This is a genomic window from Caballeronia sp. AZ7_KS35 (assembly GCF_023631045.1).
GTDB lineage: Bacteria > Pseudomonadota > Gammaproteobacteria > Burkholderiales > Burkholderiaceae > Caballeronia > Caballeronia zhejiangensis.
In genome coordinates, this window is the sequence record NZ_JALQDV010000028.1 from 41,759 (window position 1) to 57,081 (window position 15,323).

14 protein-coding genes are annotated in these 15,323 nt (G+C 64.7%); 4 read left to right on the forward strand and 10 right to left on the reverse strand.

Translation table 11 applies throughout. From position 1 onward, the window contains the following. Positions 1 to 29: 29 nt before the first annotated feature. From glmS to NCT05_RS17235, 5 genes are all read right to left on the reverse strand, one after another. Complete coding sequence (glmS, locus tag NCT05_RS17215; RefSeq protein WP_034473249.1) at positions 30 to 1,847, reverse strand: glutamine--fructose-6-phosphate transaminase (isomerizing); 1,818 nt, start codon at positions 1,845 to 1,847, stop codon at positions 30 to 32. 82 nt (positions 1,848 to 1,929) lie between these two features. Further along, complete coding sequence (glmU, locus tag NCT05_RS17220) at positions 1,930 to 3,291, reverse strand: bifunctional UDP-N-acetylglucosamine diphosphorylase/glucosamine-1-phosphate N-acetyltransferase GlmU (protein WP_250502773.1); 1,362 nt, start codon at positions 3,289 to 3,291, stop codon at positions 1,930 to 1,932. Between the two features lie 96 nt (positions 3,292 to 3,387). Continuing rightward, positions 3,388 to 4,359, reverse strand: a complete 972-nt coding sequence (ttcA, locus tag NCT05_RS17225) for a tRNA 2-thiocytidine(32) synthetase TtcA (protein ID WP_175979612.1) — start codon at positions 4,357 to 4,359, stop codon at positions 3,388 to 3,390. Then, complete coding sequence (locus tag NCT05_RS17230; RefSeq protein ID WP_008352641.1) at positions 4,356 to 4,757, reverse strand: dihydroneopterin aldolase; 402 nt, start codon at positions 4,755 to 4,757, stop codon at positions 4,356 to 4,358. The genes ttcA and NCT05_RS17230 overlap by 4 nt, the downstream gene beginning before the upstream one ends. A 27-nt stretch (positions 4,758 to 4,784) precedes the next feature. Beyond that, the gene (locus NCT05_RS17235) at positions 4,785 to 5,627 is read right to left on the reverse strand and encodes an SDR family oxidoreductase (protein WP_250435300.1); all 843 of its coding nucleotides are present in this window, start codon (positions 5,625 to 5,627) and stop codon (positions 4,785 to 4,787) included. A 13-nt stretch (positions 5,628 to 5,640) separates the two neighbouring features. On the opposite strand from NCT05_RS17235, the gene NCT05_RS17240 reads away from it, so the two are divergent. Both NCT05_RS17240 and NCT05_RS17245 read left to right on the forward strand, forming a co-directional pair. Next, positions 5,641 to 6,846 carry a class I SAM-dependent methyltransferase gene (locus NCT05_RS17240; RefSeq protein ID WP_250502774.1) on the forward strand — a complete coding sequence of 402 codons (1,206 nt, stop codon included), beginning with the start codon at positions 5,641 to 5,643 and terminating at the stop codon, positions 6,844 to 6,846. A gap of 10 nt (positions 6,847 to 6,856) precedes the next feature. Then, positions 6,857 to 7,051 (forward strand): DUF2905 domain-containing protein, encoded by a 195-nt coding sequence (locus NCT05_RS17245; RefSeq protein ID WP_250502775.1) that lies wholly within the window; start codon positions 6,857 to 6,859, stop codon positions 7,049 to 7,051. Between the two features lie 709 nt (positions 7,052 to 7,760). Here the strand turns inward: NCT05_RS17245 and gabT are convergent. Next, positions 7,761 to 9,056 carry a 4-aminobutyrate--2-oxoglutarate transaminase gene (gabT, locus tag NCT05_RS17250; protein ID WP_008353829.1) on the reverse strand — a complete coding sequence of 432 codons (1,296 nt, stop codon included), beginning with the start codon at positions 9,054 to 9,056 and terminating at the stop codon, positions 7,761 to 7,763. 115 nt (positions 9,057 to 9,171) lie between these two features. Here gabT and pdxR point away from each other — a divergent pair, with 115 nt between their 5' ends. Continuing rightward, the gene (gene pdxR, locus NCT05_RS17255) at positions 9,172 to 10,659 is read left to right on the forward strand and encodes a MocR-like pyridoxine biosynthesis transcription factor PdxR (RefSeq protein WP_175979121.1); all 1,488 of its coding nucleotides are present in this window, start codon (positions 9,172 to 9,174) and stop codon (positions 10,657 to 10,659) included. A 121-nt stretch (positions 10,660 to 10,780) separates the two neighbouring features. Further along, complete coding sequence (locus NCT05_RS17260; protein WP_175979559.1) at positions 10,781 to 11,974, forward strand: M20 aminoacylase family protein; 1,194 nt, start codon at positions 10,781 to 10,783, stop codon at positions 11,972 to 11,974. Between the two features lie 6 nt (positions 11,975 to 11,980). Here the strand turns inward: NCT05_RS17260 and NCT05_RS17265 are convergent, their stop codons facing one another. The 4 genes from NCT05_RS17265 to NCT05_RS17280 form a co-directional block, all read right to left on the reverse strand. Then, a complete protein-coding gene (locus tag NCT05_RS17265; RefSeq protein ID WP_250502877.1) occupies positions 11,981 to 13,522 on the reverse strand; it encodes a methyl-accepting chemotaxis protein in 1,542 nt (513 codons plus the stop codon). A 138-nt stretch (positions 13,523 to 13,660) separates the two neighbouring features. Continuing rightward, positions 13,661 to 13,822, reverse strand: a complete 162-nt coding sequence (locus NCT05_RS17270; RefSeq protein ID WP_008353824.1) for a hypothetical protein — start codon at positions 13,820 to 13,822, stop codon at positions 13,661 to 13,663. Positions 13,823 to 13,849: 27 nt separating this feature from the next. Then, entirely contained in the window at positions 13,850 to 14,437 is a 588-nt protein-coding gene (locus tag NCT05_RS17275) for a glycosyltransferase family 9 protein (RefSeq protein WP_008353823.1), read from the reverse strand. 295 nt (positions 14,438 to 14,732) lie between these two features. Further along, entirely contained in the window at positions 14,733 to 15,173 is a 441-nt protein-coding gene (locus NCT05_RS17280; protein ID WP_250502776.1) for a hypothetical protein, read from the reverse strand. Positions 15,174 to 15,323 lie beyond the last annotated feature (150 nt).

Genomic DNA, 15,323 nt, shown 5'->3' on the forward strand with positions numbered 1-15,323 from the left:
TTTATTCTTTTTCAGCCGATCAACCGACCTTATTCCACCGTCACCGACTTAGCCAGATTGCGCGGCTTGTCGACATCCGTCCCGCGCGCACACGCCGTGTGATACGCGAGCAACTGCAGCGGCACGACGTGCAGGATCGGCGACAACGCGCCGTAATGCTCCGGCATGCGGATCACATGGATGCCGTCCTCGCTGACGATGCGCGTATCCGCATCCGCGAACACGTACAGTTCGCCGCCGCGCGCGCGCACTTCCTGCATGTTCGACTTCAGCTTTTCGAGCAGCGCGTCGTTCGGCGCGACGGTCACGACCGGCATCGCCTCGGTGACGAGCGCGAGCGGCCCGTGCTTCAGCTCGCCCGCCGGATACGCTTCAGCGTGGATGTACGAAATTTCCTTGAGCTTCAACGCGCCTTCGAGTGCGATCGGATAATGCAGGCCGCGGCCGAGGAACAGCGCATTCTCCTTGCGCGCGAACTCTTCCGACCACGCGATGATCTGCGGCTCCAGCGCGAGCACGCTGTTCAGCGCAGCCGGCAAGTGGCGCAGTTGCGTGAAGTACGCCGCTTCGCGCTTCGCGTCGACGTGACCGCGCATCTTCGCGAGCGTCACCGCGAGCACGAAGAGACCGACGAGCTGCGTCGTGAACGCCTTCGTCGATGCCACGCCGATTTCGGTGCCCGCGTGCGTCAGGAATGCGAGTTCGGTCTGGCGCACCATCGCGCTCGTCGCGACGTTGCACACGGCGAGCGTGTGCTTGTGGCCGAGCGACTGCGCGTGCTTGAGCGCGGCGAGCGTGTCGGCGGTTTCGCCCGATTGCGAAATCACGACGACCAGCGCCTTTGGATTCGGCACCGATTCGCGATAACGATATTCGCTCGCGATCTCGACCTGCGTCGGAATCTTCGCGATCGATTCGAGCCAGTATTTCGCCGTCACGCCCGAGTAGTAGCTCGTGCCGCACGCGAGAATGAGAATGCTGTCGACCTGCGAGAACGCGTCGCGCGCCGCTTCACCGAAGAGGCTCGGGCTGAACTCGTCGGCTTGCGGAATCGTGTCGGTGATCGCGCGCGGCTGCTCGAAGATTTCCTTTTGCATGAAATGGCGATACGGCCCGAGCTCGACCGCGCCGCCGTACGCCGTCACCACGCGCACTTCGCGCTCGGCGGGTACACCTTCGCGATCGACGATCTTCACGCCTTCGAGACCGATCTCGACAACATCGCCTTCTTCGAGGAACGCGAAGCGGTCCGTGCTGCCGGCGAGCGCGAGCGCATCGGAAGCCAGGAAGTTTTCGCCCTCGCCCACGCCGACGACGAGCGGCGAACCCTGACGCGCGCCGACGACCGTATGCGGCTGATTCCGGTGCATCACCGCGATCGCATACGCGCCGTGCAGTTGCTTCACGGCCTCGCGCACGGTTTGAAAGAGATCGCCGCGATACATGCTGTGAATCAGATGCGCGATGACTTCCGTGTCGGTCTGCGACACGAACTCGTAGCCCTTGCCCTTCAGCATTTCGCGCAGCGACTCGTAGTTCTCGATGATGCCGTTGTGCACGAGCGCGACGGTATCGCGCGAGAAGATCGGATGCGCGTTGTCGGTGACGGGCGCGCCGTGCGTGGCCCAGCGCGTGTGCGCGATGCCGGTCATGCCGCCGAGGTTCGTCTCGCGCACTTGCGCGTCGAGATCGGATACGCGCGCGACGCTGCGCGCGCGGCGCGGCTCGCCGTTGCTCAGAACGGCCACGCCGCACGAGTCGTAGCCGCGATATTCGAGCCGGCGCAGACCTTCGACCAGCACCGAGACGATGTTACGTTGCGCTACCGCGCCGACAATTCCGCACATGGACGTTCTTCCTCTGAGACTTGCATTCGAAAGCGCGATGCACGATGCGTCGCGCGCGTTGGGCTGAATCTGACGTACAGCCTTACGACTTCTTCTTGACCGGGCGCACGTAGCCCGTCTTGCTCACTTGCGACTTCTCATTGAGCACCAGCTCGCCTTCGCCAACGTCCTTCCATACTGTCGTGCCGGCCGCGATCGTCACGCCGCGGCCCACGCGCACCGGCGCGACCAGTTGCGTATCCGAGCCGACGAACACGTCGTCCTCGATCACCGTGCGATGCTTGTTCGCGCCGTCGTAATTACAGGTGATGGTGCCCGCGCCGATGTTCACGCGCGCGCCGACATCCGAATCGCCGATATAGCTGAGATGGTTCGCCTTCGAGCCGCGCCCGAACACCGCGTTCTTCACTTCGACGAAGTTGCCGACATGCGCTTCATCGCCGAGCGTCGCGCCCGGACGCAGCCGCGCGTACGGACCGAGCACGACGTTCGCGCCCGTCTTGCCGCCTTCGATGTGCGTGTACGCATCGATTCGCGTGCCCGCGCCGATGGTCGCGTCGCGGATCACGCAGTTCGGGCCGATCGTCACGTTGTCGGCGAGCGTCACGCGTCCTTCGAAGACGCAGTTCACGTCGATCGACACATCCGCGCCGCATTCGAGCGTGCCGCGCACGTCGATGCGCGCCGGGTCCATCAGCGTCACGCCCGCATCGAGCAGCGCGTTCGCGACGTTGCGCTGATGGATGCGCTCCAGCTCCGCGAGCTGGATCTTGCTGTTCACGCCGAGCGTTTCCCATTCGGCGTCCGGCTGCGCGGTGACGACTTCGACGCCCGCTTCGATCGCGCGCTCGACGACGTCCGTCAGATAGAACTCGCCCTGCGCGTTGTTGTTCTTCAGCGACGCGAGCCACGATTCGAGCGTGCGCGTCGGCGTGATGACGATGCCCGTATTGATTTCCGCGATGCGCCGTTCTTCCTCGCTCGCATCCTTTTGCTCGACGATCTTCTTCACCTTGCCCGCGGCGTCGCGCACGATGCGCCCGTAGCCCGTCGGATCGTCCACGTTCACGGTCAGGACGCCGTAGCGCTCCGCGCCCGCGGCGGCGATCAGACGTTCGAGCGTGCTCGCACGCGTGAGCGGCACGTCGCCGTACAGCACGAGCGTCGGAACCGATGGATCGAGCAGCGGCAGCGCCTGCTGCACGGCGTGTCCCGTGCCGAGTTGTTTGTCCTGCAGAGCGAACTGGACGTCCGGCGCGCCGACGGCCTCGCGAACCTTGTCCGCGCCATGTCCGACGACGACGACGAGCCGCGTCGGCGACAGCGTGCGCGCCGTATCGATGACGTGCGCGAGCAGCGGTTTGCCCGCCAATGGATGAAGCACTTTCGGCAGGGCGGAGCGCATGCGCTTGCCCATGCCGGCAGCCAGAATCACGATGTTCATCGCTGAAAGCCTTGCTGGTATGACGAGCCGCCAATTTATCACGCGGCTCTTTGGCGCAATGCGGCGAAACCCACGCTGCGCCTTATTGGATAAAGGTCACAGGTCGTCGAACTGCACAATTGAAACCGTGCCGGACGTTCCTGACGGTTCGGTCGCACACGGTTCCTCGTCGAACGCGATATCGCCTTGCGGATCGGCCTCGCCCGTCGCGCGCAATCCGGCGAACGGGAAAAGTTTGCTGTCCATCAGATGCGACGGCACCACGTTCGACAGCGCGTTGAACATGTTTTCCACGCGCCCCGGAAAACGCTTGTCCCATTCTCGGACCAGCGCCTTCATTTCCGCGCGCTTCAGATTCGGCTGGCTGCCGCACAGATTGCACGGAATGATCGGGAATTCGCGCAGTTCGGCGTATTTTTCGAGATCGACTTCCTTCACGTACGCGAGCGGACGAATGACGATGTTTTTGCCGTCATCGGATTGCAGCTTGGGCGGCATGCCCTTCAGCTTGCCGCCGTAGAACAGGTTGAGCAGCAGCGTCTGCAGGATGTCGTCGCGATGATGTCCGAGCGCGATCTTCGTCGCGCCGAGCTCGCCCGCGACTCGATACAAAATGCCCCGGCGCAGTCGCGAGCAGAGCGAACATGTCGTCTTGCCTTCCGGCACGAGCCGCTTGACGATGCTGTACGTGTCCTGATTCTCGATATGGAACGGAATGTCGAGCTTGCTCAGATATTCCGGCAGCACGTGTTCCGGAAAGCCCGGCTGCTTCTGATCGAGATTGACGGCGACGATCTCGAAGTTGATCGGCGCGCGCTCGCGCAGGCGCATGAGGATGTCGAGCATCGCGTAGCTGTCCTTGCCGCCGGACAGGCACACCATGACCTTGTCGCCTTCCTCGATCATGTTGAAGTCGCCGATCGCCTCGCCGACCTGGCGCGCGATGCGCTTGAACAGCTTGTTGTTCTCGTACGCTTCCTTTTGCTGGCGCTTCGTCAGCGCCTCGCGCACCGGCTTTTGCGCTTCTGCGGTTTCGGCTGCGGCTTCGATCGTGTCGCGCGCGTTCATGCTCGTTCCTCTTTGATGCGGAAGACTTCGACGCCGACCGCGTCGCAATCGGGATAGACGTCGGGCTTTTCCGTCGACACGGCCACGGCGCGCACGTTCGGATGCGCGAGCAGCGCGGCCGCGACGTCGTCGCACAGCGTTTCCTGCAAATGGATGTGTCCGCGCTTCACGCGCTCGGCGATGGTCGAGCGCATGAAATCGTAGTCGACGACTTCGGCGAGCTTGTCGGCGACGGGCGTCGACAGCGCGAGCGGCACGTACAGCTCGACGTTGATGACGACACGTTGCTCGCCGCGCTTTTCGAAGTCATGCACACCGATGTTGATGCGAACTTCGTAGTTACGCAGAAAAAGCCGCCGGCAATCGGTCAGCCGGGGATGCGAAAGTGCGGCAAGCATGTTGGTTCCAATATTCAGTGGCGCGTTTCAGGACTTTTGCGCGCCGATCATGTACATGACGTCGCGCGGACTCGGCACGAGATGCTGGCCGCCGTCGACGACGAGCGTCGTGCCGGTCACGCCGTGCGCGTTCGCGAGATAACACGCGGCCTGCGCGACGTCGTCGACCGTCGATGCGCGGTTGAGCGGCGTCACGCGATGCGCCGTCTCGAACGACGCGGGCGTCTGGCCGGCGGAAATCAGCGTCAGACCGGGCGCGAGGCCGACGACGCGCAGTTTCGGACCCAGCGCCTGCGCGAGCGCGATGGTGGCGTTTTCGAGCGCCGCCTTCGTCAGCGTGTACGACAGGTAGTCCGGGTTCATGTTGTACAGTTTCTGATCCAGCACGTTGATGACGACGCCGCGTTGCGCGTCATCGACGGTTGCGGCCTCGGGCGTGATCTCGTGCAGCATGCGCGCGAGCGTGAGCGGCGCCGCGACGTTGACGGCGGTCATCTCGAGCAGCTTCGCGTAGCCGAAGTCGATGGCCGTATCTTCGTCGAAACGCGACGCGCAGTTCACCACGCAGTTCAGACCGCCGAACGCTTCGGCGCACGCCGGCACGAGCCGTTCTACCTCGGCCTCGACGGCGAGATCCGCTTTCAGTGCAACCGCGCGGCGCCCGAGCGACTCGATATCCGCGACGGTTTCGCGCGCTTCATGCGCCGAGTGGCCGTAATGCACGGCCACATCCCAGCCTTGCCGCGCGAATTCGAGCGCGACGCCGCGCCCGATGCGTTTCGCCGCGCCGGTCACGAGCACGGCGCGCGCACGCGAAACGGAACCGGATGACGACGTGTTGACGGAAGAAAACGGCGTGGAAGCGCTCATTTACAATACTGGGATGAATCCGAATGCCAGACAATCCGATAGTTTACCTGCTCCGGGCGCCGACGCGCTCGCGCAGTCCGAAGCGCTCACCGACCTGATCCGCAGGCGCATTGCCGCGGCGGGCGGCTGGTTGCCGTTCGACCGCTATATGGGCCTCGCGCTGTACGCGCCCGGCCTCGGCTATTACGGCGGCGGAGCAATGAAATTCGGCCGCCGCGCGGAAGACGGCAGCGATTTCGTCACCGCGCCGGAACTGTCCCCGCTTTTCGCGACGACGCTCGCGCGGCCCGTCGCGCAGGCGTTGCAACAAAGCGACACGAAGCAATTGATGGAATTCGGCGCGGGCACCGGCAGGCTCGCGGCGGGCTTGCTGAACGCGCTCGCCGAACTCGATGTCGCCTTCGACAGCTACACGATCGTCGATCTTTCGGGCGAGTTGCGCGAACGTCAGCGCGAGACCATCGAGAAGGACGCGCCGGCGCTCGCCGCGAAGGTGAAATGGCTCGACGCGCTGCCCGATGCGTTCGAGGGCGTCGTGATCGGCAACGAAGTGCTCGACGCGATGCCTGTGCGTTTGGTCGTGCGCAAGCTCGGCGCGTGGCACGAGCGTGGCGTCGTGGCGCTGAACGACCGCTTTGCCTTCGATGACCGGCCGATCGCGCCGGACGCGCAGGTCGAACTGATCGATGCCGCCATCGATGAAGCCAACGACGAGCCTTTTGCCGAATATGTGACGGAGACGCACGAGGCCGCGCTCGCGTTCACGAAGACCGTCTGCACGATGCTTGTGCGCGGTGCGGCATTTTTCATCGACTATGGTTTTCCGCGACGCGAGTTCTATCACGCGCAGCGCGCGGCGGGCACGCTGATGTGTCACTACCGGCATCGCGCGCATTCGGATCCGTTTCTGTATCCGGGATTGCAGGACATCACGGCGCATGTCGAGTTTACGGGCATCGCGGAAGCAGGCGTCGAAGCGGGTGCGGATTTGCTCGGATTTACGTCGCAGGCGCGGTTTCTGATGAATGCCGGCATCACCGATGTGCTCAGCGATCTCGATCCCGCTGATGTGAAGCGCTTTTTGCCTGCTGCGAATGCCGTGCAGAAGCTGCTTTCGGAGGCGGAAATGGGCGAGTTGTTCAAGGTGATCGCGTTTTCGCGCGGCATTCCCGGAATGCTGGATGCGTTTTCGGCCGGCGATCGGTCTCATACGCTATGAGTAAGCGATCATGATCCGCTGGCTGCTCACTACGTTTATCGCGCTCGCGATTCTTTCGGGGTCGCTGCCGTGGCTCAAGAAGATCGGCATCGGGAGGCTTCCCGGAGATATCACGCTGCGGATATTTGGGCGGGAATATTCGTTTCCCTTTATGTCGACGCTGCTGTTGTCGGTTTTGTTGTCGTTGATTGCGCGGGCGCTTTGAGGGTTTTTTGCTTTTGCTTTTGCTTTCGCTTTCGTTTTCGCCGGATCCCGCTTTCGTGCCGGCTTATTAGCACTGCCCCTGTGCGGGGCGGCAGTCACTTTCTTTGCTGCTGCAAAGAAAGCAACCAAAGAAAGCAGCTACTGACACGCCCGCGGTCACACGCAATTTGGGTAGTCCTCTCGTCCTTCGTGGGCTGCCTAAAGAGTGCCCTCATAGGCCCCATCGGGCTTGGCTCGCGCACGGTCTGCCACATCGCACCACACACCAAACTGGTTCAGCACCAAACAGCTCCAGCCCGCTTCGCGGCCGACCGGTCAATCGGGTCCGCGCGTGCTTCGCTACTAACATCTTTATCGCACTGCGCGCGCAAACCGATGGCTTCCTTTGCAGACCCGGCGGCAGCGCGTAGCGCTGTGCCGAAGCTCTTTCGTGCTGAACCAGCGTTCTCAACGTTTTCGGGCGGCGGACCGTGCGCGATCCAAGCCCGATTAGTGTTTGAGGGCACTCTTTAGGCGAGTGCCGCATGTGACGAGAGGACTACCCAAATTGCGTGTGACCGCGGGCCTGAAAAGCTGCTTTCTTTGCTTACTTTCTTTGCAGCAGCAAAGAAAGTGAGTGCCGCCCCGCACAGGGGCAACGCTAATAGACCGACGCGAATACGGGATCCGGCGACCAACGCAAAACAAAAAACCAAAAACCAAAAACCAAATCAAACCGCAACGCCAACAGTCTCCGTCAACACATCTTCAAGAATACCGAGCGCCTCATCAAAAACCGCATCCTGAATGGTGAGCGGAAACAGGAACCGAACCACGTTCGAATAAACGCCACAAACCAACAGCAGCAACCCGCGCTCCAGCGCCCGCGTCTGCACGAGCTTTGCAAAAGCAGCATCCGCATCATGCGAACCGGGCTTGCAGAACTCGACCGCGATCATCCCCCCCGGCCCGCGCACGTCGGCGATCTGCGGCACATCGCCCTTCAGCGCTTCGAGTTTCGCCTTCAGCTTGTCGCCGAGCACAACCGCGCGCTCGCAGAGCTCTTCATCGTCGATGATGTCGAGCACCGCATGCGCCGCCGCCACCGCCAGCGGATTGCCCGCATACGTGCCGCCGAGCCCGCCCGGCGCCGCCGCATCCATGATCTCCGCGCGCCCGACGACGCCCGACAGCGGCATCCCGCCCGCCAGCGACTTCGCGATCGTCATCAGATCCGGCACGACGCCGTGATGCTCCATCGCGAACAGCTTGCCGGTGCGCGCAAAGCCCGTCTGCACTTCATCGGCGATCAGCAGAATGCCGTGGTCATCGCAAATCTTGCGCAGGCCGCGCACGAATTCCGTCGGCGCCGGAACGAAACCGCCTTCGCCCTGCACCGGCTCGAAGATGATCGCGGCAACACGCGTCGCTTCGATATCCGCCTTGAAAAGATGCTCGATCGCGCGCAGCGAATCCTCGACGGACACGCCATGCAGCGAATTCGGGAACGGCGCATGGAACACGTCCGACGGGAACGGCCCGAAGCCGATCTTGTACGGCGCGACTTTGCCCGTGAGCGCCATGCCCATCAGCGTGCGGCCGTGAAAGCCGCCCGTGAACGCGATCACGCCCGGCCTGCCCGTCGCGGCGCGCGCGATCTTCACCGCGTTCTCGACAGCCTCCGCGCCCGTCGTGAAAAACGCCGTCTTCTTCGCGTGCGAGCCCGGCGCGCGGGCGCTGATCTTCTCGGCGAGCGACACATACGACTCGTACGGCACGATCTGATACGCCGTGTGCGTGAAGCAGTCGAGCTGCGCGCGAATCGCCTCGACGATCTTCGGATGGCGATGCCCCGTATTGCACACCGCGATGCCCGCCGCGAAGTCGATGAAGCGGCGGCCCTCGACATCCCACAGTTCCGCGTTCTCGGCGCGCGCCGCGTAGAAATCGCACATCACGCCGACACCGCGCGGCGTCGCAGCGTTCTTGCGGGCGTGCAGATCGGCGTTCTTGAGGTTGGTGCTCACGGAAATCTCCTGGATCGTTGGTGGCCGCATCGGCCGACTGAATATAGAGACGACTATAGTAAGATTTGGCCCTCAAGTTCAGAGCCATTTCAATAAATCTATAGGAGCCAATTCGATGTCGACGCGCGCAAGCGTGCTGTCCGACTGGCTGGCGCAGCGCATCGATCGCACGAACGGCCAGCCGATCTACCGGCAATTGCATCGGCTGCTACAGCAGGCCATCCTCACGCGCGAGCTCGCGGCGGGCGCGAAAGTGCCGTCGTCGCGCTTGCTTGCCGCCGAGCTCGGCGTCGGGCGCAACACGGTGACGCAGGTCTACGAGCAACTCGCGCTCGAGGGCTACGTGTCGTCGGCGACGGGGCGCGGCACCTTCGTCGCGGACAGCACGCCCGACGACATCGTGTTCGACGACGCGCCGCCCGCGGCGATCGCGCCATCCGATGCACAATCGACGCTCTCCACGCGCGGCGCGCGGCTGATTTCGGGCGCGGGCGTGTCGAAGCGTCAGGGCGGCGCGTTCATGCCGGGCGTGCCGGACGTATCGCGGTTTCCGTCGCGCGTGTGGAACCGGCTGCACGCGAAATACTGGCGCAAGCCGCTGCCCGATCTGCTTACCTACGCGCCGGGCGGCGGCCACGCGGGACTGCGCCACGCGCTCGCGCACTATCTGCGCACGTCGCGCTCGGTGCGTTGCACGCCGGAGCAGATCGTCGTGACGACGGGCATCCATCAATCCATCGATCTCGCCGCGCGCCTGCTCGCCGATCCGGGCGACACGATCTGGACGGAGGATCCGTGCTACTGGGGCGTGCGCAGCGTTCTGCAGGTTTCGGGGCTCGATCTGAAGGCGATTCCCGTCGACGCGGAAGGCATCGCGCCGACATCCGCCGATCTCGCGTCGCCGCCGAAGCTGATGCTCGTCACGCCGTCGCATCAATATCCGCTCGGCATGGTGATGAGCCTCGCGCGCCGCCGCATGCTGCTCGAATATGCGCGCCAGCACCGCTGCTGGATCATCGAGGACGATTACGACAGCGAATTCCGCTACGGCAGCCGGCCGCTCGCGTCGCTGCAGGGCATGGACACGGCGGGGCAGGTGATTTACGTCGGCAGTTTCGGCAAGACGCTGTTTCCGGGGCTGCGCATCGGTTATGTGGTCGTGCCGGAAGCGCTCGCGGAGAGCTTCGCGATGGCGAGCGCCGAGCTGTATCGCGAAGGGCAGTTGCTGCAGCAGGCCGTGCTCGCGGAATTCATCGAGCAGGGGCATTTCACGTCTCATATCCGGCGGATGCGCGCGCTCTACGGCCAGCGCCGCGACGCGATGCTCGCGACCATCGCCGCGCGCTACGGCGACACGCTTTCGATCGCCGGGGGCGATGCCGGGCTGCATCTCGTGCTGAAACTGCCGCGCCACGTCGATGATCGCGCGCTCGCCGCCGCCGCGCTCGCGCAGAACATCGTCGTGCGGCCGCTGTCGGGGTATTACGCGCATCGGCCGGACGCGGAATCCGGCTTGCTGATCGGATATGCATGCGTGCCGGACGACGACATCGCGCCGGCTTTCGCCACGCTCGCCGACGTGATCGACCGGTTTCTGCGCTAAAAGCGGTCGAAATTTCACGATTCGCTTACGGTCAGCGAAAAAAACGCGCGCGGAACTGGCAAGCGCGGCGCATGTGGAGGATCATGTGCGCCGTTTTCCGATCAACCGCAAGGGCTTCTCCATGACGATCTCGTCCGACCACCACTTCACCGTCATCGCCGATCTCTCCGACGACGCGCCTTCGCTGCGCGAAATTCGCCACGATATCCATCGTCATCCGGAGTTGTCGTATGAGGAGACGCGCACTGCGGCGCTCGTCGCGGAGCGGCTCGAAGAGTGGGGCTGGACGGTGACGCGCGGCGTCGGCGGGACGGGCGTCGTCGGCACGTTGAAGGCGGGCGACGGCACGAAGAGCATCGGACTGCGCGCGGACATGGACGCGCTGCCGATCATCGAGCAGAGCGGCAAGCCCTGGGCGAGCGAGACGCACGGCAAGATGCACGCGTGCGGCCACGACGGCCACACGACGATGCTTCTCGGCGCGGCGCGCCATCTCGCGCGCACGCGCAATTTCAACGGCACGGTGCATCTGTATTTTCAGCCGGCGGAAGAGCACGGCGTGCCGAGCGGCGCGCAGAAGATGATCGAGGAAGGTCTTTTCGAGCGCTTTCATTGCGACGCCGTGTTCGGCGTGCACAACCATCCCGGCGCGCAGCCCGGCACGTTCCTGTTCCGCAAGGGGCCGTTCATGGCGGCGGGCGATCAGGTGTCGATCGTGGTCGAAGGCGTCGGCGGGCACGCGGCGCGGCCGCATCTGTCGGTCGATCCGGTCGTCGTGACGGCGAGCATCGTCATGGCGCTGCAGACGATCGTCGCGCGCAACGTCGATCCGGCGCAGCCGGCCGTCGTCACTGTCGGCTCGATGCACGCCGGGACGGTCAACAACGTCATCCCGAATCGCGCGACGCTCGAACTGTCCGTGCGCTCCTTCGACCCGCAAGTGCGCGAACTGCTCAGGCGCCGCATCAAGGAACTGGTGGAATCGCAGGCGGCGAGCTACGGCGCGAGCGCGACGGTGAAGTATCTGGAAGGCTATCCGGTCGTCGTGAATTCGGACGCGGAAACGGAGTTCGCTATGGAGGTCGCGCGCGAACTGGTCGGCGCAGAGAACGTTGTCGCGCACGCCGATCTGCTGATGGGCAGCGAGGACTTCGCGTTCATGCTGCAGCAGCGGCCGGGCTCGTTCCTGCGCCTCGGCAACGGTGCGGGCGAGGACGGCTGCATGGTCCACAACCCGCACTACGATTTCAACGACAAGAATCTGCCGGTCGGCGCGGCTTACTGGGCGCGCCTCGTCGAACGATTCCTGGCGTGACCGAAATCACGCCGGCAGCCTGAAACTTCCGATCGCCTCGCGCAGCACATCGACCTGATCCTTCAGCGAATGCGCGGCGGCGGCGGCTTCCTCGACGAGCGCGGCGTTCTGCTGCGTCACCTGATCCATCTCGACGACCGCGCGGTTCACCTGCTCGATGCCCGCGCTCTGCTCGCGCGACGCGTGGCTGATCTCGTCGAGAATCTCGTTCACGCGGCGCACCGATTGCACGATTTCCGTCATCGTCGCGCCCGCGTTCGTCACGAGCGACGCGCCTTGCTCGACCGTCTGCGTCGACGTTTCGATGAGCGCCTTGATTTCCTTCGCCGCCGTCGCCGAGCGCTGCGCGAGACTGCGCACTTCCGCCGCCACGACCGCGAAGCCGCGTCCCTGTTCGCCCGCGCGCGCCGCTTCGACCGCCGCATTCAGCGCGAGGATGTTCGTCTGGAACGCGATGCCGTCGATCACGCCGATGATGTCGCCGATCTGCTGCGAGCTCGCGGTGATGCGCGTCATCGTGTCGATGACGTCGTCGACCACGCCGCTGCCGCGCGTCGCCACGTCCGCCGCCTGCTCCGCGAGACGCGCCGCCTGCGCGGCGCTCTCCGCGTTGTTCTTCACGTTCGCGGTCATCTGGTCCATGCTCGACGCGGTCTGCACGAGCGCCGCGGCCTGTTCCTCGGTGCGCTGCGACAGATCGGTGTTGCCCGCCGCGATCTCCGACGCGCCCACGTTGATGTTGTCCGTGCCGCTGCGCACGCGCGACACGGTATCGACGAGACCGCTCTGCATCACGCTGAGCGCGTGCAACAGACTTGACGTGTCGTTCGGACGGACGTCGACGCTGCTCGTCAGATCGCCACGCGCGATGCGATGCGCCGCGTCGACCGCCAGTTCGAGCTCGCCGCCGAGATTGCGTTTGATGCTGCGCAGAACGATGAGCATCGCGGCCGTCGCGAAGCCGCCGAGCACGGCCGTGATCGCGAGCCAGCGCAGCGCGCTTGCCCAGAACGCGCTCTGCACGTCGTCCATGTACATGCCGGTGACGATGTACCAGTCCCACTGCCCGAAGCGCTGCGAGTAGGAGAGCTTGCCGACTGGCTTGTCGCTGCCGGGCTTCGGCCACAGATAGCTGATGAAGCCGCCGCCGGGCTGATCGCCCGCCTTGACGATATCGACGAACAGGCGAGTGCCCGCCGGATCGGCATAACTCGACAGATCCTGCCCGTTCATCGCGGACTTGATCGGGTGCATCACCATCCTCGGATGCGAGTCGTTGATCGAGAGATAGCCGTCCGTGCCGTAGCGGATCGCGCCGACCACTTCCAGCGCCCGCTTTTTCGCTTCGTCTTCGGTGAGCGTCTTGTTCGCGGCGAGCGCCGCGTAGTGCGCGGTGATCGAGTGCGCCTCGTTGACGAGCGTCTTCAACTGCTCCTTGCGGTCGTCGATCATCGACGTCCGGTTTTGCCATGCCCCGATGATCCCGATCGCGATCAAGCCGATCCACAGCACGGCGATCAACGAGCCGAGCTTCTTGTTCAACGTCATTCTGTTCATGTTGCGCCCGTCGCCTGTTTGCGTTGTATTCGCGTTGTCGTTTGCGATGGCGCACGCCGCCGCATGCCCGCTTTACGGCAGGCATGGGCGGCGAGTGTAGGGCGGGAATTCCCGTAGGGAAGCGTCGGATCAGAGACGCCGGATCGGATCCTTGTCGGGCGGCGCGTCGGGATGCTGCGGCTCCTCCGGCCGATGACCGGGCGAAGGCGGCGTGAGCGGATCGGCTTCCGGATCGCGGTTCGGGTCCGCGACGGGATCCGGAACGGGATTGGTCTGCATGTCGAATTTCATGATGTCCCCCGAAAGGTGGCTCTTCGTCTATGCCGATTCGTGCGCCGCCGGCATGTGCAGCGTGAACGGCTCGCCCGGATGCGCGCCGCCGGTGTGCGAGAGCGCGTCGCGGGCGTGTGCGGCGATCGCGTCGCTGCCGGTGTCGCGCGGATGTTCGTCGAGCACGATATGCGGCGTGCCGAGCGCGCGGGCGGCGGCGACGGGCGAGGACGCTTCGGCGTCGTCGGACAGGAGCAGCCGCGCATTGGCGATCAGGCGCGGCAGCGTCGCCGGCGCGACGGCGCCCGCGAGAAAGAGCGCGGCCGTCTGCATCGCGCCGAGCACGCCGGCGGTGCGCTCGGGATCGGGCGAATCGCCGACGATCGCGATCTGCCAGCCATCGGCGGCGAGCTGGTCGGCGACATCGGCATATCGTTCGGCGGGCCAGGCGGGCGCGGCGTGATGGCTGCCCGGATGGATCAGCACCAGGCGCTCGCGCTCGATGCCGTGGAACGCGGCGAGCGTGTCGTAATCGTCGCTCCCGTCACGCGCGGCGGCGGGCGGGGCGCTCGGCGCGTCGGGGACGAGCGTTGTCGTGAGGTCGTCGCTCAACGTGGAAAGGGGATTGGCTCGCATCTTGGCTCCTGCAAGTGGCGTGGCCTCGCTCGATTCGGCGCAACTCGCGGGGCCGCGCGCTTGGCAAGCACCCGCCATGCCCGGCGCGTTTGCGGCACGTTCCGCCTGAAAATGCCCGCGTTGGACACAGATTGCGTTCCGAAGCGTGACAGTTTGAGCGTCGATTGCGGCATCTGTCACGTATTGAAGGAGGCGCGGCGGCGCTCGTCAAGGCGCGAAGTTTTCAGCGTCGATGTAAAAAAGCCGCCACCTCGCGATGGCGAGGCGGCGGCTTGGATGCGGCGTCGAGCGGCGCTCAGGTTTCCGTGTTGCCGTCGGCGGCGGGCAGCGTCTTCGGCGTGAACGCTTCGGCGCGGCGGCGGATGCCGTCGACTTCGCCAGTCACGAACGTGCGCTTGTCCGCGGCGAGCGCTTCCTGATACGACACGCCTTCCGGCACGCGATGCAGCAGCGCGCGCAATTCGCCTTGCGTCGTCTGCTCGACGGGCTCGTAGTCGTAAAGACCGAGCTCCAGTTCGGCGCGCTCGTGCAGGATGAACAGGCACGACGCGAACACCGCGACGCCGAGCACTTCCTGCACGCCGAAGCGGAATGCGTGCGGCACAGGCGAGAACGGCAGCCACGCGATGAGCGCGACGCCCGCGAGCGCCACCGCGATGGTCACGTTGAGCAGCAATTGCAGACGCGCGACGATGCGCTCGCGTTCGGTCTTCAGTTGCCCGGCCGATTTTGGCACGAGCGCGCGTGTGTGCAAGCCCTGCGATTGTTGACGGCGGAGTTCTTCGAGCGGGAGAGCGGCCATTTGGGTGTGATGTGGACCATCGGTGAGCGCCAGTCGGCGCGACACCGGTATAACGCGCGGCTTACAGGAACGTTGACGACGCTT